We start from the raw sequence: 21,142 nt of genomic DNA, 5'->3' as shown, positions 1-21,142 counted from the left end.
TCAGGCCGGTTCGGCCATGCGGGCGGCTGGCCGTTCCGCCTCATCCAACTCGATGGCGGTCGAGGTTGCGCTTTCCGAGAAATCCGCCCCCGCGCCATAGATATCGCGCGCGACTCCGGTGGTCAGTTGCGCGGGCGTACCGTCGAAAACGATCCGCCCGGCACGCATGCCGATGATCCGGTCGCAATAGCGCCTTGCGGTATCCAGCGTATGCAGATTGGCGATGACCATGCGCCCGTCCTCGTCATGAATGCGGCGCAGCCTATCCATGACGATCTGGGCATTCATCGGATCCAGCGAAGCAATCGGCTCATCCGCCAGAATGATCGCCGGGTCCTGCATCAATGCCCGCGCGATGGCGACGCGCTGCTGCTGCCCGCCCGAAAGCGCCTCGGCGCGTTTGGCGGCATGCTCGGCAACGCCAAGCCGGTCGAGGATCTCGATGGCCGTCTCGACATCCTCGCGCGGATACAGGTTGAACATCGTCGCCAGGGTCGAGCGCCGGTTCAGCGTGCCATGCAGCACATTCGACACCACATCCATCCGTGGAACCAGATTGAATTGCTGGAAGATCATCGCGCAGCGCGATTGCCATTTCCGCCTGGCCCGCCCCGTCAGTGCAGTGATATCCTGCCCCTGAAAGCGGATCGCGCCTTCGCTGGCATCGGTCAGCCGGTTAAGCATGCGCAACATGGTGGATTTGCCCGCGCCGGAACTGCCGATGATCCCGATCATCGCCGGTTCGGTCACGACGAAACTTGCCTTGTCCACTGCCGTGCGATCTCCGAACCGTTTCGTCAGAGCGCTTATTTCCAGCATCCGAATACCCCAATTATCTGGGGCCGTCGCTAGCGATGGAATCCGACAGTTCTGCAACGATCATGTAAATATTTTATAAAGTTTCGCCGCCTGCATTCCGGTAATGCGGCAGCAGACTGCCCGAAACTCCGTGGACGAAGCACATATGACTTCTGGCTTATGGCAAGGGACTCGCGCGGTCTCCGCCATCCGGATAAGCACACTTGCAACATCGCAGGGCCTCGGATACCGATCACCGGGTATATTTCGGCACTCGCCGGTCGCGACCGTGGTCCTGATATCCTTTCCGGATGATCGGGAATCCAGGCAGCAAAAGGTAACATCGTGGACTCGTTGTCTCCTCTGACACTTGGCTTTCTTGGCAGCCTCGCCGCCGGTTTACTGACTGCGGTCGGCGCGCTTCCCGTGCTTTTCGGTGGCGTTCCGTCCCGTGCGTCGCGCGATCTTCTGCTTGGCTTCGCGGCCGGGGTCATGCTGGCCGCGTCCTTCTTTTCGCTCATCATTCCCGCGCTCGACGCTGCCGAGCCGCGTTACGAGGCCAGCGCGACCCCCGCCCTGATCGTCTGCGTCGCGATCCTTCTGGGCATGGGTGTGGTGGCCCTGCTGAACGAGCGTCTTCCGCATGAGCATTTCAGGACGGGGCGAGAGGGGCCGGCAGCGGATTCGCTGCGCCGGGTCTGGCTGTTCATCATCGCCATCACCATCCATAATTTCCCCGAGGGGCTGGCGGTCGGCGTCGGTTTCGGCTCGGGCGGCATGTCCGGAGGATTGCCGCTGGCGATCGGGATCGGCTTGCAGAATGCGCCCGAGGGGTTGGCCGTGGCCGTTTCGCTTCTGGGCGAAGGATACAGCAAGGCGCGCGCCTGGCGTATCGCCGCGCTCACCGGGCTGGTCGAACCAATAGGCGGCCTGCTTGGCGCCGGGGTGGTCAGCCTGTCGGAGCCGCTTCTGCCCTGGGGGCTTGCCTTCGCCGCCGGCGCGATGCTTTACGTCATCAGCCACGAGATCATCCCCGAAACCCATCGCAACGGCCATCAGAACAAGGCGACCGCGGGACTGGCGGTCGGCCTTGCCCTCATGTTGTTCCTTGATGTCTGGTTGGGTTAAGCCCCCGGGCAACCGGCATCGCCGCCGGAAACAAGATTTATTGCCCCGGGTTCTGATGATACGCGAAGCAGCCATCTGACAATACCCTGCGCTCGCCGACCCGTGCGATAAATGCCGCCTGCCCCGGCTCCGTGCGCCACCAGTCTATCGTCAGGGTTTCGCCGGGATAGATCGGCGCCGAAAAGCGGCCCGCCAGCTTGCGCACCCGCCGGGGTTCATTACCGACGACCCCCGCCATCAAGGCACGGCAGGCAATGCCGAATGTCGAAAGCCCGTGCAGAATGGGGCGGTCGAACCCGGCCTTGCGGGCAATCTCCGGATTCGAATGCAGCGGATTCAGATCCCCCGAAAGACGATAAATCAATGCAAGCTGCGGCTGCGTCGGGATATCCATGCTGCCATCCGGGGCGCGATCCGGAATTGCACGGGGCTGACGGCCTTGCACGGATTTCCCGCCAAAACCGCCCGCACCGCGGCAAAACGCGGTATTCCTGACCGTGGCGTAATGCGTGCCGTCCTCTGCATCGCGAATCTCCCGGCAGGCGGTCACCAGCGCCGCCTTGCCCGCACCCTTGTCCACCAGTTCCTCGACCCGGATCCGCGCGGTCACCCGCCCCTCCGGCGGCAGGGGATGATGGATCTCCATCTCCTGCTCTCCGTGAACCACCCGCAGATAGTCGATCCCGCTGGCCGGATCGCGCAGCCATGCGCCATCATAGGCCAGCACATTCGCCATTGCCGGATGTGCCTGCATCTGCTGTTCCCGGTCCAGAAACCGCAATTGCCCGCTATCGGTGGGATCGCTGCCATAGCCCAGCCCAAGCGCATAAATCGCGGCATCGCGCCAATCATATGCCTGAATAACAGGCTCACGCTCAAGATTTTTCAGGTAATCAACATTCAAGGGCATCGGACCGGGTCTCATGAGATCATTCAGAGGAACGCTCCGGCGATATCAGGAAAGACGAAGCATATCGGCGTAGTATTTCAGCGATGTCTTTCGCGGTCCAGCCGGCGATGGCCCCGGTCACCGGAACGCAGGAGAACAAGAAGGCACAAGCTCAACCGACGCTGGTCAAAGCATTTGCACCTTGCGCAAAATTCGTGCAGCTGCCTATAACACAGGCAATCCGAAATGAGAGTGAGCCATTGTCAAATATCGACGAAAAACTGGAACCCATCCTTGCGGAAATACTGCTTAGAAACGCCGGTGAGCCGGAATTCCATCAGGCCGTCCGCGAAGTCATCGAAAGCCTTGGCCGCGTTATCGCCAAGCGGCCCGATTACGCGGATCACGCGCTTATACAGCGTATTTGCGAACCTGAACGCCAGATCATCTTCCGCGTGCCATGGGTTGATGATCGTGGACGGACACAGGTCAATCGCGGCTTCCGGGTCCAGTTCAATTCGGCGCTTGGCCCCTATAAGGGCGGACTTCGCTTTCACCCCTCGGTCAATCTGAGCATTATCAAGTTCCTGGGTTTCGAGCAGATCTTCAAGAACGCTTTGACCGGGCTTCCGATCGGCGGTGGCAAGGGTGGATCGGATTTCGATCCCCGCGACCGCTCGGACGGGGAAATCATGCGCTTCTGCCAATCCTTCATGACCGAGCTTTACTATCATATCGGCGACAAGACCGATGTGCCCGCAGGGGATATCGGTGTTGGCGCCCGCGAGATCGGCTATATGTTCGGCCAGTACAAACGTCTTGCCAACCGCTTCGAAGCGGGCGTCCTGACCGGCAAGGGATTGCTTTACGGCGGCTCGCGCGCGCGGACCGAGGCGACGGGCTACGGCAATACCTATTTCGTTCAAAGCATGCTGGGCACCAAGGGCCACAGCTTTGACGGCAGGAAGGTCGTGGTTTCCGGCTCGGGCAATGTCGCGATCTATACGATGGAAAAAATCCAGTCTTTCGGCGGCAAGATCATGGCCTGTTCGGATTCCAGCGGCTATGTCGTCGACGAAAACGGAATCGATCTTGAACTGATCAAGGAAATCAAGCTGGTCCGCCGGGACCGCATCAGCGAATATGCCCGCCTGAAAGGTACCGGAACGCATTACATCCGGGACGGGCGCATCTGGGATGTGCCCTGCGATGTGGCCATGCCATCGGCGACGCAGAACGAATTGACCGGCCGCGATGCCAGGACTCTGGTGGCTAACGGCGTCATCGCCGTGGGTGAAGGCGCCAATATGCCCTCTACCCCCGAGGCGATCCGCGTGCTTCGGGATGCCAATGTGCTGTTCGGGCCGGGCAAGGCCGCGAATGCCGGCGGCGTTGCCACCTCGGCGCTTGAAATGCAGCAGAATGCCTCGCGCGACAGCTGGACCTTCCAGCGCACGGAAGAGCGGCTGGCCGAGATCATGCGCAATATCCACGACACCTGCGCCAGCACCGCAGAAGAATACGGCACGCCCGGCGATTACGTGCTGGGCGCCAATATCGCAGGCTTCGTGCGGGTCGCCGAGGCGATGCGGGCGCAGGGTGTGATCTGAACGGTTTCGCCTGTCTCATCTCTTCACAAAGCCGGGGGGGCGCCCCCCCGGACCCCCGAGGTATTTGGACAAAGAAGAAGGGGAGGAGGCGAATTCGATCCGGGCCGGAAGCGTTCCCTGTTGCCTGAATACTTCGCATTCCAGGCAGGGCGATTGACTTTGCGCCGCCGGCTGCCTAGCTGTTATCCCATGTCGTTGCATGAGATGCATATCAGCAGGTTGATCCTGTTTCCGGGTTCGCTTCTGACCCGCCCCCTTCCCCGGGCGGTGTCGGCATGCGTGCTGATATAATCGTTCGGGGCTTTCCTCACACCGTCTTGACTATGTGAACCGCGCAGGCCGCGGTCGGGGGAATTTCCATGCAACGTCTATCCGGGCAGGATTGCGATCCTGCGTTGGGCTTGCGGCACAGCAAATGCCGGCAATCATTCGATCACGATCAGCATATCGAGCAGTTGCGCCCGATCCGCGCTACATTGTCCGAAACCGATTTCTGGCAGCTGCAGGATCAGCGGCGACGGCGGGAAATCGGCGGGCCGGCCGAGGATCCGCATCTGGCGGCCTATCTCCGGGCAAAGCTGGCCGATGCAAGGATCATCCCCGAGCCGGAGGCCCGGCGCGCCTTTGTCACTGCCGGAAGCGTGGTCGCCTGCCGGATCGATCATCACCTGCCTAGATGTTTCCGGCTGTATCACTGGACCCCGCCGGTTCAGCGTTGCGCGATTTCGACCGGAACCTGGCTTGGTGCGGTTCTGATCGGCATGGCACCGCATCAGATCGTCACCTTTTCCGACCCCGGAGCAGGTTTCCGGCGCATCGAGATACTGCATATCAATGCCAAGGATTTTCTTCCGGCGGATAACCGGAACTCCCGCAGCTTTCACCCTGTCGATACCATTCATTCTCATCTCTGAAGGAGATACCCCATGAATCATTCCCCTCCTGCCCGCGCGCGTGCGGCGCGGCGTGTCATTTCCGAAGATCATCTTGACCTGCTTGAAAGGCTGGAAGCGGGGCTTGTCCGCAGAAATCCGGAACTCTCTGCCCTGTTGCTGTCGACCCTGGCGCGGGCACGGATCGTGCCTGCGGACCGGCTTCCCGATGACGTGGTCGCCCTTGGCAGACGGGTGACATATCTGGACGAGGATACCCAGGTAAACCGCCACATGACCCTGGTGCCACCCGCCGAGGCGGATATCGCGCGTGACCATGTCTCGGTCATGACCCCGATCGGCATTGCCCTGATAGGGTTGCCGGTCGGCGCGAAAGCGTCGTGGAAGGCAAGGAACAACGAGAGCCGCCGGCTGCGCCTGCTTGAGGTCGAACGACGAGAAGACCGATCCCGATGAGACCCCAACCGGATTGCCGTATCTGCGGAAAACCCGTGCCGCGCGCCGCATATTCACGCTGCCCCGCCTGCCGGTCGCCGCTGCGGTCGATTCACAAATATGTCCGGTCATGCAAAAATTGCGGATCGGTCCTGCCGCTCAGCCTGGTCCGCAATTGCCCGGCCTGTCGCACGGAAATCGTCGAGCCATGAGATCGCTGCCGCCGCATTCGGCAGAGCCGTGATCGATCGCATCACGGCAAAACCGCGGCAAAGTTCATGACCCGGATGGCATCCCGCCGATGGAATGCCATCCGGTCATGCGCTAACTATCCCCAAACGATCCGAACATGAGGCAATATGATGAATAGCAAGACCTATGAACGCATAACCCGGCAGCGCGCCGCGGATCTGGCGGCGGCCATCCTGACCAAAGCCGGATTTTCCGGGGCGCATGTTTCTGTGATGGCGCAGAACATGCTGGATGCGCAGGCGCAGGAATGCCATTCTCACGGGCTTTACCGGCTGATCACCTGTTCGGACATGGCGGCAACCGGGCTGGTGAACCTGACCGCCGAGCCGAAACTGACGGATCACGCCCCAGCTATCGTCAAGGCGGATGCGCAAGGCGGCAACTCGCTTCTCGCGTTCAAGACCGCCCTGGACATGCTGACAGGCAAGGCAAACGACAGCGGCATCGCCGCGCTCGCCATCAATAATTGTTTCCACTATTCGGCGCTGTGGTGGGAGGTCGAGCAGCTTTCAAAGCGGGGTTTCGTGGCGCTTGCCATGACACCGACACATCCCTATGTCGCGCCTTTCGGTGGCAAAGAACCGCTTTTTGGAACCAACCCGCTTGCATTCTCGTGGCCCCGGCCAGAGGGTGAGCCCTATACGTTCGACTTCGCGACAAGCGCGGCTGCGCGCGGTGAAGTCGAGATCCGCAGCCGCAGAGGAGAGTCGCTGCCTGCGGGCTGGGCCATCGACAAGGACGGAAACCCCACCACCGAAAGCGCAAGCGCCCTGTCGGGCGCGTTGCTGCCATTCGGCGGGCATAAGGGCTCTGCCATTTCAACAATGATCGAGCTGATGGCCGGCCCGCTGATCGGCGACATGCTGAGCAGCCAGACCTCGGCACCCGGCACGAAAAACGACAAGGGCATTCTGCATGGCGAACTGGTCATCGTGTTCGACCCGAAACGCTTTGGCATCTCACCGGATTCCGGCGAGTCATTGTTCCGGCAAATCATTGATCAGGGCGCAAGATTGCCATCCCAGCGCCGCCGCGCCGCCCGGCTGCAATCCGACAAAGACGGATTGCTTGTCTCGTCCGAGCTTCTTGCAGAGCTGAACCGGATGGCCTGATGTGCATCCCCAACGATGTTACCGCCGCCAATCAAATGCGGCGGCTGGTCCGGCTCCGGGATCATGAGCGATACCCGCATGGCCCGGGATTCGTTCAATGAATACGGGATGCCGCGATATTCACATATGAACCAACCAATGCCCCGGCCCAATTGCCGCGCCCGTGCAAAGTTATGCTCTCTGCACGGGCGCGCCCTGCTCGAAACCTGATCCTGACATTCTGCGTCAGGTCACGGCGGTCCGGGATATTGCCGGCATCCGATGGTCAGAGCTGTACGGGCCACGCGGCGCCATCGGCCCATGACCAGTCCGGGTAGGACATCAGGCATTGCGTGGTGGCCGAATCTTCACAGCCCGATACCGAGCCGCCGGAAGGCGCGTTGCAGGCACCAAGACCGAACAGACTCAGCAGGACCAGAAGCGGGCGGAGGATGGTCGGATAGGCTCTTGTCATATCGCTCCCCATATCGATGATCCGGCCGCAACGTCAGGAAATACTTCGCCGCCGGATCGGATCCCGGTTAAGATACCGGCGGCTAAACTTACGAGTCTACCTACCAATTCGATGGAATTCTTCGGAAATCTTGCATATGGCATGCGGCGCTTGCCTGATGCCGAAACTCCTGCAACGGTAAAATCTCGACCCGTATGCAAGACAGAAGAAGGGCGCCGGGAGATATTCAGTCATGCTTGATCTCAAGACTGTGCTGATTGTCACATTTGCAATCGCGAGTTTGCAGGCCGTCGCCTGGATCTTTGTGTGGCTCGCATGGCGGCATCTTTACGAACTCAAGTTTCTCGCCGCGGGGCTGGGCGCCATCGCGCTTGGGCTTTTTCTTATGATCATGCGCAGTGTCGAGCCGTCGGGATGGAGCATCGTGCTGGCCAATACGACGATCAAGGTTGGACTGGTCCTGCTTGCCGAAGGGCTGGCCCGCTTTCTTGGCCAGCCTCGCTATAGCTGGATCGGGATATCGCTGCTTGTCCTGCATGTCATCGGCTGGAGTACCGCCGTCATCCTTGATCCGGGCAATGTCGCCATCCGGGTGCATATGTCGACGATTTTCACGGTGATCATGATGTCGGTGATTTGCCTGGCCCTCAGCCGCGACCGGACACAGCCGATCCTGCTGCGCTGGATTACCATCGGGATATTCGTCGAATACATGGCTTCGAGCATCGCGCAAAGCGTTTTCGAATTTCGGATGGTCGGGCAAGGAAATTCGCTGGTACTGGCCAACCATAACAGCTGGTATCTGCTGCAGGGATCATTGTTCCAGATCGCCTTCTTCGCCTGCATGCTGTTCATGGTCAGCACGCGGCTGTCGAACGATCTGCGCGAAAAGAACACCGCCTTGTCCCGCGAGATCACGATGCGCCGCCAGCTTGAGACCCGGCTAAGCGCAAGTCTCGAAACCGAACGCGGACTACGCGAGGAACAGACCGATTTCATGCGGATCGTCGGTCATGAATTCCGCACCCCGCTTGCCATCATCCGCAATGCGACGGACATGATCGAACTTGTTGGAGACAAATCGCCCTCGGCAACGAAGGACCGGATTGCCGCGATCGGCGAGGCGAGCGACCGGCTGGTTTCGCTGATCGAGCGTTTCATGGCCAAGGATCGTGATACGGGTTTCCAGCCGGAGCCGATCAGGATCGGCCTGCTCATCTCGGATGTAAGATTGCATTTCGAGCTGACGGGCCGCGGCGAACGGCTGATCTTCACCTCCGATGACGGTGGAACATTGCTGTTCGCGGATCCCGAGATGCTGGCGACCGTGCTGATCAACCTGATTGACAATGCTCTCAAATATTCACCCGAGGATCAGCCGATCGAAATCGATATCCGAACCGCCGGGAACAAGATCACCATCAGAATCCGTGACCGCGGCATCGGCATCCCGCAGGCGGATTTCCACAAGATCGGCCGCCGCTTCTTCCGGGGCTCGAATACAAAGGCAGGAACCGGCACCGGGCTTGGCCTTTACATGTCGCGCAAGCTGCTTGGCTATCACGGCGGCAAACTGCACTTGTCACCCAATGAGAGCCGGGGCATGACCGCGATTGTAAGCCTGCCCCTGCCGCATGGATCGGCGCAGCCCGCTCTGCCAAAGGAAATGATGGCATGACACATATTCTTATCGTCGAGGATGAATCCCGTCTTCGCCGCGATTTGGCGGATTTTCTCGAACTGACGGGATATACGACAATGGGGGTCGCGACGGCACGGGATCTGCGCCTGACCCTTGCCGAGGGCACTCCGCCGGATGTCGTCATTCTGGATGTCGGGCTGCCGGACGGAAACGGCTTCGAACTTGCCGGAGAAATTCGCGGATCACATCATTGCGGCATCATCATGCTGACCGCGCTTGGGGATAGCGACGACCGCATTCGCGGCTATGAGAGTGGCGCGGATATCTATCTGGTCAAGCACAGCACTCTGCGAGAGATCGAAGCCGCGATCCGCAGCCTTCTGAGGCGCACAAATGATGCGCCCGGCTCCGGAAGCGAAGACGCGGGGCAGTGGATTCTGGACACCATAGACTGGACGCTGATCGCGCCGAACGGTCATGCCCTGAAGCTGACCGCAACTGAATTCGCCTTCATGCATCTGCTGTGCAAGCGTTCGGGGGGGATTTGCTCGCGCGACGAACTGGCGAATGTCGTGGCCCGGCCCAACTGGCCCTTCGATCACCGGCATCTGGATGCGGTGGTCAGCCGGCTTCGCCGCAAGATCGAACAACGGGTCAATCTGCCCGCACCGATCAAGGTCGTCTACGGCGTCGGTTATACATTCGCGGCCGGGCTGAGCCTGTCGTGACGGCGGCGGGTGCATTTGCACGAACTGCACAACACCTCAAAATATTCTGACGTTACAGCGTTCTGCGCGTTGTCATTTGTTGTTTTCTGGCCTACCAACCTTTCAGGAACTTGTCGGCGGGAAAAATACGAACCGTCCAGCCAGGCATTGCCTCGCCCTTCCCATAAGCCGCCAGGTCCTCCGATCCGCCAGTCATGCTGATCGGTATTGCGGTACGGTCCGCAGCATTTCGGACCGTGTGAGAAAGGAACATCGGATGTCCATGAACAATTTGCAAAGCAAGCCGCCGGAAGGTGGCGGGTTGCTGTTGCGTATCGTCGGCATACTCATCGCGCTGGCCGGGCTGCCACTGGCCTGGAGCGGCGCACAGCTTATCGGTCTTGGCGGGTCGTGGTATTACCTCCTCGCCGGCCTGTGCATCGTCGTTACCGGTATCTTGTTCTTCATACGCAATAAGGCCGGGATCTGGCTTTATGCGCTTGTGTTCCTTGCCACGGTCGCCTGGGCGCTGTGGGAAGCCGGCATGGATTTCTGGCCGCTCGTGCCGCGTCTGGTGGCGCCGATGGTTCTGGCGATCATCGTCGCGCTATGCGTGCCGCTGTTTCCGGGGCGCCCGCGCAAGGCACTTCCCTTCACCATTGCCGCCATCCTTGTTCTGGCACTGGCCGCGACCGGCTATCTGGCGTTCCAGCCTCATGGAGTGATCCGGGGCACCGCGCCGGATGCGGTTGCGGAAGTGCCCGCGGATGCCCGGACGGATTGGCCCGCCTATGCCCGGACCACACATGGCACCCGCTTCGCGCAGATCGATCAGATCAATGCCGGGAATGTCGGTGAACTCGAGGTCGCCTGGACCTTTCAGACCGGCGATACCGCGGAAGATCCTGCGCAGGATCAGAATACGCCGCTGATGGTGAACGACACCGTCTATACCTGCTCGCCGCATAATATCGTTCACGCCCTGAACGCCGAGACGGGCGAACTTCGCTGGAAATACGATCCCGAAGCCAGTTCGCCATTGTGGCAGCGTTGCCGTGGGGTCAGCTATTAAGAACCTTCGGATGCAGCCCTTGCCGCCGGTGCCACCGCGACCGCGCAGCACGACGATCCCGCGACGTCAGAAGAGGGCCCGGAAACTGCCGAAGGCCCCGCAGCAACGGAAACGCCCGACACTGCGGAAACAGAGGAAACCGCAGCAGCGGAACCCCAAGCCTGCGCGCAGCGCATCGTATTGACCACCATCGATGCGCGGCTGATCCAGATCGACGCGGCGACGGGCGAGCCCTGTGCCGGTTTCGGCGATGCAGGCATTGTCGATCTCAAACAGGGTATGGGCGAAGTCGAGGAAGGCTTCTATTTCCAGACCTCTGCTCCGACCGTCGCGGATGACCTGATCGTCGTCGGCGGCTGGGTGTGGGACAATGTCAAGACCGGCGAGCCTTCGGGTGCTGTCCGGGCATTTTCCGCAGTCACGGGTGAGCTTGCCTGGGCATGGGATCTTGGCAATCCCGCGATCACCGGAGCGCCCCCGGAGGGTGAAACCTATACCCCCGGAACACCGAATGTCTGGTCGACTCCGGCCGTGGATGAGGAACTGGGGCTGATCTATCTGCCTACTGGCAACGCAACCCCGGATTTCTTCGGCGCCCACCGTTCGGAAGCCGCCGAGGAATATTCCGCCGCAGTTGTGGCGCTTGATCTGGCCACGGGCAAGGAACGCTGGAAATTCCAGACCGTCCATCACGATATCTGGGATTATGACGTTCCGTCGCAACCGGCGCTTTACGATGTCCCTGACGGAGACGGCGGCACGATTCCCGCGCTTATCCAGGTGACCAAGCGGGGCCAGATCTTCATGCTGGATCGCCGCGACGGCAATCCGATCGCCGAGGTCGAAGAAAAGCCGGTGCCGCAGACCGGGGGGGTGCCGGAAGATTTCCTGTCCGAAACCCAGCCCTATTCCGTGGGCATGCCCGCCATCGGCACCGAACCCTTCACCGAGGCACGGATGTGGGGCGCGACGCCCTATGACCTGCTTTATTGCCGGATCCAGTTCCGCAAGATGCGCTACGAAGGTGAATTCACGCCTCCGGGCACGGATATGAGCCTGATCATGCCGGGCTATTACGGTGGGATGAACTGGGGTTCCGCCTCGGTCGACGAAGGCAATTCGATGCTGATCGTCAATGATATCCGCATGCCGCAATTCGTCCAGCTTATCCCGCAGGCCGAGGTCGAATCCGGCGCGGTATCGTCGGATTCGCATGAAGGGCTGGCGACCCAGACCGGGACTCCTTACGCGGCGTGGAAGAACGGTTTCTTCTCGCCCCTGCAGGTTCCCTGTCATCAGCCTCCCTATGGCACCATCACCGGCATCGACCTGAAAACCCGCGAGATCGCATGGCAGGTTCCCGCAGGGACATTGCAGGATAGCGGCCCACTGGGACTGAAGACTAATCTGCCGATCCCCGTGGGCATGCCTTCTCTGGGCGGGCCGATGACCACTGCCGGAGGGCTGACCTTCTACGCCGGAACGCAGGATTACTATCTGCGCGCCTTCGACACCTTCACCGGCGAGGAATTGTGGAAAGCTCGCCTGCCAGTCGGCGCACAGGCAACGCCGATGACTTATGTATCGCCCGAAAGCGGCCGGCAATTCGTCGTCGTCTCTGCAGGTGGCGCACGGCAATCGCCCGATCGGGGTGATTACATCGTCGCCTATGCCCTGCCGGAAGCAAACTGACTTCCGATAGACGGAACAAGGCAAAGCCCTGATATGCGGTCCGTTTCAAGGCGGGCCGCATATTTATTTCAAGGAGCCGATATCCGGGGCCAGCAGAGGAGATGAAATCGGAACGCGGACAACCGGCTGTCCCGTATTCCTCCCCCGGATCAGAGACCGCCGGCCGGTGTCGGGGTTACGGAGCGCTTGGCCGCCATGATTTCCTCAAGCAAACCCAACGCGCGCGAGCGATGCCGGTCCCTGTGGCGGATCATATGGAACGGACGCGCCGGCAGATCGAAGGGCGGCGCAACCATGCGGCCGGCACTCAGATAGGGTTGCGCGACATCCTTCGAAATCACGGTCGCCAGTTTCGAGCCCTCGACAGCGGCGCAAACCGACTCGTTGCTGGGAAGTTCAAGAAAGATGTCGAGCTGTTCGGGATCATACCCCTCGGCGCGCAGTTTCTGCTCGAATGTCGCGCGGGTGCCCGAGCCCGCTTCACGCAGAATCCAGCCGGTTTCGAACAATGCGGCAAAACCGCGCGGAGGCGTCCTGCTCCAGCGATGCTGCTCGCCGACAAGCAGCACCAACTGATCAAGCCCCACCGGGATCTGGCAAAGCTCGGCATTATTGACCGAAGCTTCGATAAAGGCCGCGTCGGCCTTGCCCTGGATAATCGCATCCACGCAGTTCTGCGTATTGCTGACCTCAAGCCCGATGCTGATTGCCGGACAGTGCTGATGAAACTGCACCAGACGCTGGGGCAACCAGACGCTGGCGACGGTCTGGCTGGCGAATATCTTCAGCCGACCGGCATTGCCAACGCCGAAATCCTGCAGCAACTGCTCGGCATCGCGCACAGAGGCCAGAACCTTTTCGGCCAGAGCAACGAATTGCTCGCCCTCTCGGGTAAGGTGAATGCCGCGGCCAAGCCGGTTGAAAAGCTGCACGTCATGCCGCGTCTCCAGCGCCTTGATCGCGGCACTGACCGTTGATTGGGTCAGATTCAGCACGGCTGCTGCCTGGGTAACATGCTGCTGCCGGGCCACCTCAAGGAAAATCCGCAGCTGGTCAATGGTCATGGGCGGTACTTTCAGATGGCCGCAATCCGAAGATCGGAAGCCGCCTCGATATCACATCGACACGAGAATATAGGAAAGCGTGGTGATGACAATCGTACCCAATCCGCAAAGGATCAGCGGCTTCACGCCCAATTCGCGCAGCTTGTCGAACCGCGTGCAAAGCCCCAGCGCCGCAAGCGCGGCAGTCAACAGGACGGGCGTCACATCGATGATCGCCTCGCGGGGCATCTCGGGCAGCAGGCCGCCCGAATTCATCAGAACCAGCCCCAGAAAACAAAGGATGAAGCCGGGAACCAGCGGAACACCGGCAGAGGTCTTGTCCGCTTCCGCGCCGTCTCTTTTCCGGAAGGCAAGCACAAGCCCGGATACCAGAACGGCAAGCAGCAAGACCCGCACAAGCTTGGTAATGACCGCGGTTTTCCCGGCAAATTCACCGCTTTGGAATCCGGCACCCACCACCTGCGCGACCTCATGCACCGAAAGCCCGACCCAGGTGCCATAGGCCTGCGTCTCCATGCCCAGAAGCCGGCCGATCAGGGGAAGGCTGAACATCGCGATCGTGCCGAACAGCGTAATGCTTGCGACCGCATAGGTCACATCTTCATCCGAGCCGCGGGCGGCGCTGTTCGCCCCCGCAATCGCAGCGGCGCCGCAAACCGAGGTTCCTGCCGCGATCAGCACCGTAAGCGAGCGCCCGACCCCCATCAGCCGCCCAACCCAGAGGATAAAGAAAAATGTGGTGAATAACGCGATGACCGCGCTGGCCAACCCCCAGGCGCCGATCCCGATCAGCTCACCAATGGTGATCTGCACACCAAGAAGGGCGACGGCGGCACGCAGCAGCCCCTTGCCGGCGATGGCAATGCCGGGGCGGAATATCTCGGCCGTGGGCGCGAGATTGCACATCATTACGCCCAATATGATGCCGATGATCATCGGGCTAAGCTGTGCAAGTCCGGGAAACGAACGCAATCCGTAAGAGGCCGCCGTCAGAAGACCGACCAGCCAAAGCCCCGGCAGATAACGCCGTATCCACAGCCCGGGTGCCCAGGATGTCTTGCTGTCCCCAGCGGTTTTCGGAAGCTTCTCGGTCGTGACATGCGACATGGTGATCTGGCCATTCGATAGGATAATTTTCGCTATTTCACGGCTTATGGGGGATTTTTTATCTGTATTCCAACAAGAAAAAAGAATTGTTTTGTTCTATATTTTCGATCAATCGATGGGCTTCCACGGCGAAGCCCGCCCCTTATCGCGGCATGCAGATACGACGCATCGACCGGCATGATCTTTCACCCATGCGTGATGACGATAGCCGCCCCTATTTTTCACATTATGAAATTCTGTCGCAATTCCGATACACGCATTGATGGAATTTCGGGACGTGATAGCCTTGTCGCGACGGCATCGAAAGGGGAGGTTTGCATGCAGCAGGTATCGAATGCGTTGACGGCGGCGAACAGCAAGCGGGCGTCTCATTACAGGCATCTGTCCCCTGCCCTGCCCGGCGAGGAACGCGGCAAAAGCATCCAGTCCGTCGATCGCGTGCTGTCGATCATCGAGATCCTGTCGCTCAGCGACCGGCCGTTGATGCTGAAGGACATCGCCGATCTGGCCGATCTGAACCTGTCGACATGCCATCACCTGATCAATACTCTGGTCCGCCGCGGCTATGTGATCAATTCGGGACGGGCTCAGGGCTATAGTCTCAGCTCCAAATTCGAGATCCTGTCGCGCCGCTCCGAGCGTGAGGCGAAACTGATCGAATTCGTGAAACCGTCCTTGCACGAGTTGAACGAGGATATCCGCGAAGCCGTGCAGATGACGGTGCTGCGGGGATCGTCGCTGGTCAGCTATGTCCGCCTGCCCTCGCAGATCCGCGGCAGCGCCATTGATCTTGCCAACCGCCCCCTGACCCATGCCGTCCATACCGTGGCCAATGGCAAGGCGATCCTTGCATGGCTGCCTCAGGCTGAACTGGCGCGGGTCGTGGCCGATAACGGGCTGACTGCGTTCACTCCCCATACGATCACCTCGCTGTCGGATCTGACCGAAGAGCTGCGGCTGGTGCGGCGGTCGGGCTTCGCGGTCGAGGATGGCGAATTCCATACCGGGCAAGCTGGCTTTGCCGCTCCGGTACGGGACATGTCGGGCGCCGTCGTCGGCTCGATCGGCGTAACAGTAGAGCGGCGGCGGGCCAGCGACGCCTATAGCGATTACCTTACCCGCGCGGTGGTGAAATGCGCCAATGACCTGTCCAGCCGGATGCCCGCAGGCTGCTTTACCTGAAACCGGGCGCGGCGGCACTTCGTTTCGGATTGCGCGATTTCAGCCCATTCTGCCTGCCAGGGCCGTCCCTTCTTCTTTGTCCAAATACCTCGGGGTGAATTGGCCGCAGGCCAAGAGGGGCAGCGCCCCGGGCGTGGCGGGCCCCATGGGTTAGTTCCGACAGGTCGGGACGCGCTCCGAATCCGCGGACGCCCGTCTTATCCGGTCGCTTTGGTCCCGGAACCGGCCCAATCCGCACCCATCCAGCCCAATCCCGCCACCGTCTCGCCCGCAGGCGCATATTCGCAGCCCAGCACGCCCTCATACCCGCATTCGGCAAGAGTCGCAGCAATCGCCGCAAAACCCAGCTTGCCCGAACCGGGTTCATGGCGACCGGGATAATCGGCGATATGAACGTGCCGGATCAGGGACGCATGGTCGCGGATGGTCTGATGAATATCCTGCCCGATGGCAGCGGTATGGAAAATATCCAGAAGCAGACCGATATTCCCTGCCCCCGTCTCGGCGATGATCTGCGCGGCGCCCTGCGGAGTATCGATGAAATAATCCGGCACCGCCGCCGCGCTCATCGGTTCGATGATGATGCTGATATCACGCTTTGCGGCTTCGGCTGCCGCAAGGCGCAGATTCCCGACATAGCAGTCCCGATGCTCCGGGCGGCGTTGACCGGCCGGCAGGATCCCCGACATCGCATGGAGCATGCGCACGCCAATGGCCTCGGCATAATCCAGCGCTTCGGTCAGGCTGGCGCGGAATTCCTCGCGCCGGTCAGGGAAAATTCCGATGCCCTTCTCACCCCGGGCGGCATCGCCGGATCTTAGACCGAACTGCGTATAACGCAGCCCGGAAGCATTCAGCAATTCCGCCATTTGCCGGGCCGGAATGTCATAGGGCGCGGGATATTCGACCGCCGCGAAGCCGTGATCACATGCCGCAGCGACCCTGTCGGTCAACGGGAGTTCCGTGAAGAGATAACCCATATGGGCACTGAGCGGGAATGCTTTTACCATGATATGATCCATGAAAAACTGCAATTCGGACCGCCACTGGCCTCGCGGCGGCCCGGACAGATGCATCAGCCGCCCGCGATATTCCATCCGCGGCCGGTATCGCCATAAGCTTCCCAGCCGTCGGCGGTAATGGCAATCGTGTCTTCCAGCTTGATGAAACCGCGCTCGGTATGATGCAGCTCGGTCTCGATCGAGATCACCATGCCTTCCTCAAGCGGGCGGTCCGCGTGATATGCAGGATAGGTCGGCACGGCAGTACTCATCAGCCAGGGCGCTTCGTGGCTGACGATGCCCATGCCGTGGGCCGAGAAGAACATCCGCCTCCTCTCGCCGCATCTGTCCAGCGCGGCATTGGCCCATTCGAAGATATCGCCGCCGATGGCCCCGGGCTTCAACCCGCTGCGGCCGGCCTGCTGCACCTCTTCCACCTGACCCAGCAGATCGACCAGTTCCTGATCCGGCTCGCCGGTAAAGGCCATCCGGCACAGATCGCCGATATAGCCCTTGTAATTGCCGCCTGAATCCAGTGCCAGTGTCTCGCCCTCTTCCCAGATCTTGTCATAGGGGGCACGGTTGAAGGCGGTTCCGATATTGGTCAGTGCATATTCGAATTTCAGGCCGCGCTTGGTTTCCTCTTGCCGCAGCGCCTCGAACAGGGCGCGCTTGGTCACGCCCGGACCGTGACTGCCGATCACCGCCAGCATCGCATCGACCACCTTTTCCGAGGCTTCGCGCAGAAGGTTCAGTTCCTCGGGCGTCTTGAGGGCGCGCAGCAATTCAAGCGTGAAAGTGGCATCGGTCAGCGTGGCGTCGGGTAGCTGCTCTTCCAGCACCTGATAAGCGTCGATGGGCATGAAGCCAACCTCGATGCCCACACGGCCGCCGCCGCCATTGATCCCCTTCAGCATATCGGCCGCCGCCGCCGCGAAGCCCTTGCTTTGAAAATTCTTCAGGTTCAGGTCCGAGACCCAGAAACTGCCCAGTTGCTTCTCATACCGCTCCATCGGCACGCCGACATAACCGGAGTCCTTCGGGCGGCCCTTTACATAGACGAAAAACGGCAGATAGCGACTAAGGCCATGCGCATCCATGTAATCGTAGAAGAAGAAGCGATAACCACCCAGCAGGTACTGGATGCTGTGCTTCGACGTCACCAGCAGGGCGTCCAGCCGGGCATCCTCCATCAGCCGGTCCAGCCGCTCGGTATCGAAGGGCGGCTTGTGCAGCCGGGATGTATCTTCAGGCGGATTTCCTTCAGAAAAAGCGAAGCTCATGGATTCTCCTTTGCGGTCTTTGCCGGGTCCGGGCCGGTCAGGGTCCGGAGTGAGTTTTCCTGTTGCGGGGAAACGCCCCCGAACGATTGCCGATATGTCAATGTCCGGGGGCGGTTGGTTAACGCGCGGGGGCAAGCCCCATCGCGTCGGAAGAATCGGCGCCGGCCTGCGCCGATACCGGTTGTTGCGGCAGATCCGGAACCTCCTCGCCATTCAGGATCGCGTTCGCCCGCTTCTTGTCGACATTGCCTGTCCACGAGCCGACGACCAGCGTGGCGATGATATTGCTGGCCAGATTGGTCGCCGCGCGGATTTCGGCCATGAAGCGGTCGACACCGATCAGCAGCGCCAGCGAGGCGACCGGCAGCACGCCGATGGCGGGCATGGTCGCCGCCAAAGCGATGAAACCGCCGCCCGTCACGCCTGCCGCGCCTTTCGACGTGAACAGCATGATGAACAGGATCGTCAACTGATGCATAATCGTCAGGTCGGTATTCGTCGCATGGGCAAGAAACAGAACCGCCATGGTCATGTAGATCGCTGTCCCGTCCATGTTGAAGGAAAAGCCGGTCGGTATGACCAGCCCGACGGTTTCCTTCTGCACGCCCAGCCGCTCCAGTTTCTGCATGCTGCGCGGAATCATGGTTTCGGCCGAGGTGGCGGCGAAGACGATGATGATCTCGTCCTTGAAATAGGCCAGTACCTTGAAGATGTTGAACCCGGCAAGGCGCAGGAAGAAGCCCAGCACGAAAATCACGAACAGACCGCTGACCAGATAGACCGCAAGGACAAGCTGACCCAGATCCAGCAGCGTCGAGAAGCCATATTTGCCAATGGTGAAAGCCATTGCACCCGCCGCCGCCAAAGGGGCGGCGCGCATGATGATATTGACCATGCCGAACAGGCCGTGCGCCGCCGTGTCAAGCAGCGCGATCAGCGGCTGCGCCCGCTCGCCCAGCTTGCAAAGACCAAGCCCGAACAGCACCGCAACGAACAGCACCGGCAGGATCTGCCCGGTAACGAAAGGCTCGACAAAAGTGTTGGGCACCATGTTGATCAGAAAGTCGATCAGCGTCATCTTCTCGCCTTGCTGGACATAGCTGGACACGGCGCCGGCATCCAGTGTCGCCGGATCGGCGTTGATGCCGCTTCCGAATTTCCAGATATTGCCCACCGCCATGCCGATCAGCAGGGCACAGGTCGAGGCGATCTCGAAATAGATCAATGCTTTCAGGCCGACATTCGCAACCTTGCGCATATCGCCGATGGCGGCGATGCCCACCACGATCGTCAGAAAGATGATCGGCGTGACGATGACCTTGATCGCCCGGATAAAGACATCGCCCAGGGGTTTCAGGGTAACCGCGATATCGGGGGCGACAAAGCCCAGCACTGTCCCGATGATCACCCCGATAATCACCTGGACATATAGTTTGCTCAACCAGCGCATGACGCCACTGCGTTCCGGCGCTGTCGGGGCGGCCTCCGTCGGCGTGAGATGCGCCATGATTTTTCCTCCCTTGTGTTTCGTTCGACGCCGGGCAAGCTCCACCCTTGCCCGGCATATCGCCATTCACCGATCTAACGGATCACTCGGCGGCCTCGACCATCTGGGCCGCATGGCGGTTCTTCACCACGACCTTGATCGCATCCTCGACCCGGTCCTTGGCATAGCGCAACGCCTCGGGCAGATCATCCATCTCGAATGTATGCGTATGGATCAGCCGGGCGTCGAAGCGTTTCTGGCGCATATAGGCTTCGGCGCGATGGGTAGCCGTCTTGCCCTCGCCGCGGATGCCGTAAAGATAGATATTGTTGCGCACCAGATAGGCCACATCCACCGGCACCGAATCGGACGGGAAAGCCGCGAGGCAAATCTTGCCGCCACGGTTCAGCATCTGCGCGGCCTCGTTCACTGCATTCGGCGCGCCCGAGCATTCCAGCACGTAATCGACGCCCTTGCCCCCGGTCAGCTTGCGCACGGCCTCGACCGGATCTTCCTTGCGGATGTTGATCACATGGTCGGCGCCAAGCTGTTTGCCGATCTCCAGCCGGTTATCGCGGGTGCCGGTCAGGATGACGGGCTGCGCGCCAAGCGCCTTTGCAACCGCCGCGCCCAGAAGCCCGATCGGACCCGGTCCGCTGACGACGATGCTTTCCCCGGCGATCAGCCCGCCGATCTCGGTCAAACCATACATCGAGGTCCCGGCGGTGACGACCAAGGTCGCCTCTTCGTCGCTCATGGAATCGTCCACATGGACCAGCGTATTGATATTGTTCACCTGATATTCGCAAAAGCCGCCATCGGTGGTGAAACCGTTGGCCCGGTGTCCCTTGTCTACATCACCGTAATTCTTGCCGTAATTGTGGCACGAGGTATACATGCCCTGACGGCAACGTTTGCATTGGCCGCAACCGGCATGAATTTCCACCGTCACACGTTCACCGATGGCGAATTCGTCCACGCCCGGCCCAAGCGCCACGACGGTGCCCATATATTCATGACCCGGCGTATAGTTCTTGTTGAACGGCAGGTCGCCTTCGATCATCGCGGGCGGACCGTGATGGATGATTTCGAGATCGGTCGCGCAGATCGCCACGGCATCGATCCGCACCAGGACTTCGGCCCTTTTCGGTGTGGGAACCGGTTTATCGACATAGGTCAGTTCGCCGGGATCGCCCAGAACCCAGGCTTTCATGGTTTCCGGGATCGGGAAATCCTTATCTGTCGTAACATTTTCTGGCATCGCCATAATATCCAGTTCCTCCTTAGAACAGTTAGACCAGTGCTGCCGGTTCCGGCAGCATCTTGCATTCGGAT

At 60.5% G+C, this 21,142-nt stretch carries 17 protein-coding genes and 1 pseudogene; 9 read left to right on the top strand and 9 right to left on the bottom strand.

The window, feature by feature from the left end; translation table 11 throughout:
- On the bottom strand, positions 1-819 hold the full coding sequence (gene phnC / locus Q0601_RS10815; RefSeq protein WP_305289842.1) for a phosphonate ABC transporter ATP-binding protein: 819 nt from the start codon (positions 817-819) through the stop codon (positions 1-3).
- Between the two features lie 324 nt (positions 820-1,143).
- Here phnC and Q0601_RS10810 point away from each other — a divergent pair, with 324 nt between their 5' ends.
- Positions 1,144-1,926, top strand: coding sequence for a ZIP family metal transporter (locus Q0601_RS10810; protein WP_305289841.1), 783 nt, complete (start codon positions 1,144-1,146; stop codon positions 1,924-1,926).
- Between the two features lie 37 nt (positions 1,927-1,963).
- Here Q0601_RS10810 and Q0601_RS10805 read toward each other — a convergent pair whose 3' ends face one another.
- Positions 1,964-2,836, bottom strand: coding sequence for a MaoC/PaaZ C-terminal domain-containing protein (locus tag Q0601_RS10805; protein ID WP_305289840.1), 873 nt, complete (start codon positions 2,834-2,836; stop codon positions 1,964-1,966).
- Positions 2,837-3,075: 239 nt separating this feature from the next.
- Here Q0601_RS10805 and gdhA point away from each other — a divergent pair, with 239 nt between their 5' ends.
- The 4 genes from gdhA (at position 3,076) to Q0601_RS10785 (ending at position 7,117) form a co-directional block, all read left to right on the top strand.
- A complete protein-coding gene (gene gdhA / locus Q0601_RS10800; protein WP_370656120.1) occupies positions 3,076-4,425 on the top strand; it encodes an NADP-specific glutamate dehydrogenase in 1,350 nt (449 codons plus the stop codon).
- 359 nt (positions 4,426-4,784) lie between these two features.
- Positions 4,785-5,339 (top strand): hypothetical protein, encoded by a 555-nt coding sequence (locus Q0601_RS10795; RefSeq protein ID WP_305289839.1) that lies wholly within the window; start codon positions 4,785-4,787, stop codon positions 5,337-5,339.
- Between the two features lie 12 nt (positions 5,340-5,351).
- A complete protein-coding gene (rnk, locus tag Q0601_RS10790; protein ID WP_305289838.1) occupies positions 5,352-5,774 on the top strand; it encodes a nucleoside diphosphate kinase regulator in 423 nt (140 codons plus the stop codon).
- Positions 5,775-6,115: 341 nt separating this feature from the next.
- Complete coding sequence (locus tag Q0601_RS10785; RefSeq protein WP_305289837.1) at positions 6,116-7,117, top strand: Ldh family oxidoreductase; 1,002 nt, start codon at positions 6,116-6,118, stop codon at positions 7,115-7,117.
- Positions 7,118-7,382: 265 nt separating this feature from the next.
- Here the strand turns inward: Q0601_RS10785 and Q0601_RS10780 are convergent, their stop codons facing one another.
- Positions 7,383-7,571, bottom strand: a complete 189-nt coding sequence (locus Q0601_RS10780; protein WP_305289836.1) for a hypothetical protein — start codon at positions 7,569-7,571, stop codon at positions 7,383-7,385.
- A 232-nt stretch (positions 7,572-7,803) separates the two neighbouring features.
- Between Q0601_RS10780 and Q0601_RS10775 the strand changes: the two genes are divergently transcribed.
- From Q0601_RS10775 to Q0601_RS24875, 3 genes and pseudogenes are all read left to right on the top strand, one after another.
- Positions 7,804-9,249 (top strand): sensor histidine kinase, encoded by a 1,446-nt coding sequence (locus Q0601_RS10775; RefSeq protein WP_305289835.1) that lies wholly within the window; start codon positions 7,804-7,806, stop codon positions 9,247-9,249.
- Positions 9,246-9,941, top strand: a complete 696-nt coding sequence (locus Q0601_RS10770) for a response regulator transcription factor (RefSeq protein WP_305289834.1) — start codon at positions 9,246-9,248, stop codon at positions 9,939-9,941. Before Q0601_RS10775 ends, Q0601_RS10770 begins: the two co-directional genes overlap by 4 nt.
- A gap of 256 nt (positions 9,942-10,197) precedes the next feature.
- Positions 10,198-12,684: pseudogene (locus tag Q0601_RS24875) on the top strand (membrane-bound PQQ-dependent dehydrogenase, glucose/quinate/shikimate family).
- A 149-nt stretch (positions 12,685-12,833) separates the two neighbouring features.
- Here Q0601_RS24875 and Q0601_RS10755 read toward each other — a convergent pair.
- Both Q0601_RS10755 and Q0601_RS10750 read right to left on the bottom strand, forming a co-directional pair.
- Positions 12,834-13,748, bottom strand: coding sequence for a LysR family transcriptional regulator (locus Q0601_RS10755; RefSeq protein WP_305289831.1), 915 nt, complete (start codon positions 13,746-13,748; stop codon positions 12,834-12,836).
- Between the two features lie 51 nt (positions 13,749-13,799).
- On the bottom strand, positions 13,800-14,855 hold the full coding sequence (locus tag Q0601_RS10750) for a YeiH family protein (protein ID WP_305289830.1): 1,056 nt from the start codon (positions 14,853-14,855) through the stop codon (positions 13,800-13,802).
- A 318-nt stretch (positions 14,856-15,173) separates the two neighbouring features.
- Between Q0601_RS10750 and Q0601_RS10745 the strand changes: the two genes are divergently transcribed.
- Positions 15,174-16,037, top strand: coding sequence for an IclR family transcriptional regulator (locus Q0601_RS10745; RefSeq protein ID WP_305289829.1), 864 nt, complete (start codon positions 15,174-15,176; stop codon positions 16,035-16,037).
- Positions 16,038-16,234: 197 nt separating this feature from the next.
- Here the strand turns inward: Q0601_RS10745 and Q0601_RS10740 are convergent, their stop codons facing one another.
- The 4 genes from Q0601_RS10740 to Q0601_RS10725 form a co-directional block, all read right to left on the bottom strand.
- Positions 16,235-17,047, bottom strand: a complete 813-nt coding sequence (locus Q0601_RS10740; RefSeq protein ID WP_305289828.1) for a hydroxypyruvate isomerase family protein — start codon at positions 17,045-17,047, stop codon at positions 16,235-16,237.
- A gap of 65 nt (positions 17,048-17,112) precedes the next feature.
- Positions 17,113-18,321: a M24 family metallopeptidase gene (locus tag Q0601_RS10735; protein WP_305289827.1), complete on the bottom strand. Its 1,209-nt coding sequence runs from the start codon at positions 18,319-18,321 to the stop codon at positions 17,113-17,115.
- A 118-nt stretch (positions 18,322-18,439) separates the two neighbouring features.
- Entirely contained in the window at positions 18,440-19,828 is a 1,389-nt protein-coding gene (gene dctA, locus Q0601_RS10730) for a C4-dicarboxylate transporter DctA (protein WP_305289826.1), read from the bottom strand.
- Between the two features lie 82 nt (positions 19,829-19,910).
- The gene (locus Q0601_RS10725; protein ID WP_305289825.1) at positions 19,911-21,074 is read right to left on the bottom strand and encodes a zinc-dependent alcohol dehydrogenase; all 1,164 of its coding nucleotides are present in this window, start codon (positions 21,072-21,074) and stop codon (positions 19,911-19,913) included.
- Between the last annotated feature and the right edge of the window lie 68 nt (positions 21,075-21,142).

Source organism: Paracoccus wurundjeri (assembly GCF_030678915.1).
In the GTDB taxonomy this organism is placed as follows: Bacteria; Pseudomonadota; Alphaproteobacteria; order Rhodobacterales; family Rhodobacteraceae; genus Paracoccus; species Paracoccus onubensis_A.
The sequence above is the reverse complement of the archived record's forward strand: the minus strand, read 5'-3'. Positions and strand labels throughout refer to the sequence as shown.

Bases quoted from the DNA above. Each gene is read 5' to 3' on its own strand.
- phnC (WP_305289842.1), bottom strand. From the start codon at position 819: ATGCTGGAAATAAGCGCTCTGACGAAACGGTTCGGAGATCGCACGGCA.
- Q0601_RS10805 (WP_305289840.1), bottom strand. From the start codon at position 2,836: ATGCCCTTGAATGTTGATTACCTGAAAAATCTTGAGCGTGAGCCTGTT.
- Q0601_RS10795 (WP_305289839.1), top strand. From the start codon at position 4,785: ATGCAACGTCTATCCGGGCAGGATTGCGATCCTGCGTTGGGCTTGCGG.
- rnk (WP_305289838.1), top strand. From the start codon at position 5,352: ATGAATCATTCCCCTCCTGCCCGCGCGCGTGCGGCGCGGCGTGTCATT.
- Q0601_RS10785 (WP_305289837.1), top strand. From the start codon at position 6,116: ATGAATAGCAAGACCTATGAACGCATAACCCGGCAGCGCGCCGCGGAT.
- Q0601_RS10780 (WP_305289836.1), bottom strand. From the start codon at position 7,571: ATGACAAGAGCCTATCCGACCATCCTCCGCCCGCTTCTGGTCCTGCTG.
- Q0601_RS10775 (WP_305289835.1), top strand. From the start codon at position 7,804: ATGCTTGATCTCAAGACTGTGCTGATTGTCACATTTGCAATCGCGAGT.
- Q0601_RS10770 (WP_305289834.1), top strand. From the start codon at position 9,246: ATGACACATATTCTTATCGTCGAGGATGAATCCCGTCTTCGCCGCGAT.
- Q0601_RS10755 (WP_305289831.1), bottom strand. From the start codon at position 13,748: ATGACCATTGACCAGCTGCGGATTTTCCTTGAGGTGGCCCGGCAGCAG.
- Q0601_RS10750 (WP_305289830.1), bottom strand. From the start codon at position 14,855: ATGTCGCATGTCACGACCGAGAAGCTTCCGAAAACCGCTGGGGACAGC.
- Q0601_RS10745 (WP_305289829.1), top strand. From the start codon at position 15,174: ATGCAGCAGGTATCGAATGCGTTGACGGCGGCGAACAGCAAGCGGGCG.
- Q0601_RS10740 (WP_305289828.1), bottom strand. From the start codon at position 17,047: ATGGTAAAAGCATTCCCGCTCAGTGCCCATATGGGTTATCTCTTCACG.
- Q0601_RS10735 (WP_305289827.1), bottom strand. From the start codon at position 18,321: ATGAGCTTCGCTTTTTCTGAAGGAAATCCGCCTGAAGATACATCCCGG.
- dctA (WP_305289826.1), bottom strand. From the start codon at position 19,828: ATGGCGCATCTCACGCCGACGGAGGCCGCCCCGACAGCGCCGGAACGC.
- Q0601_RS10725 (WP_305289825.1), bottom strand. From the start codon at position 21,074: ATGGCGATGCCAGAAAATGTTACGACAGATAAGGATTTCCCGATCCCG.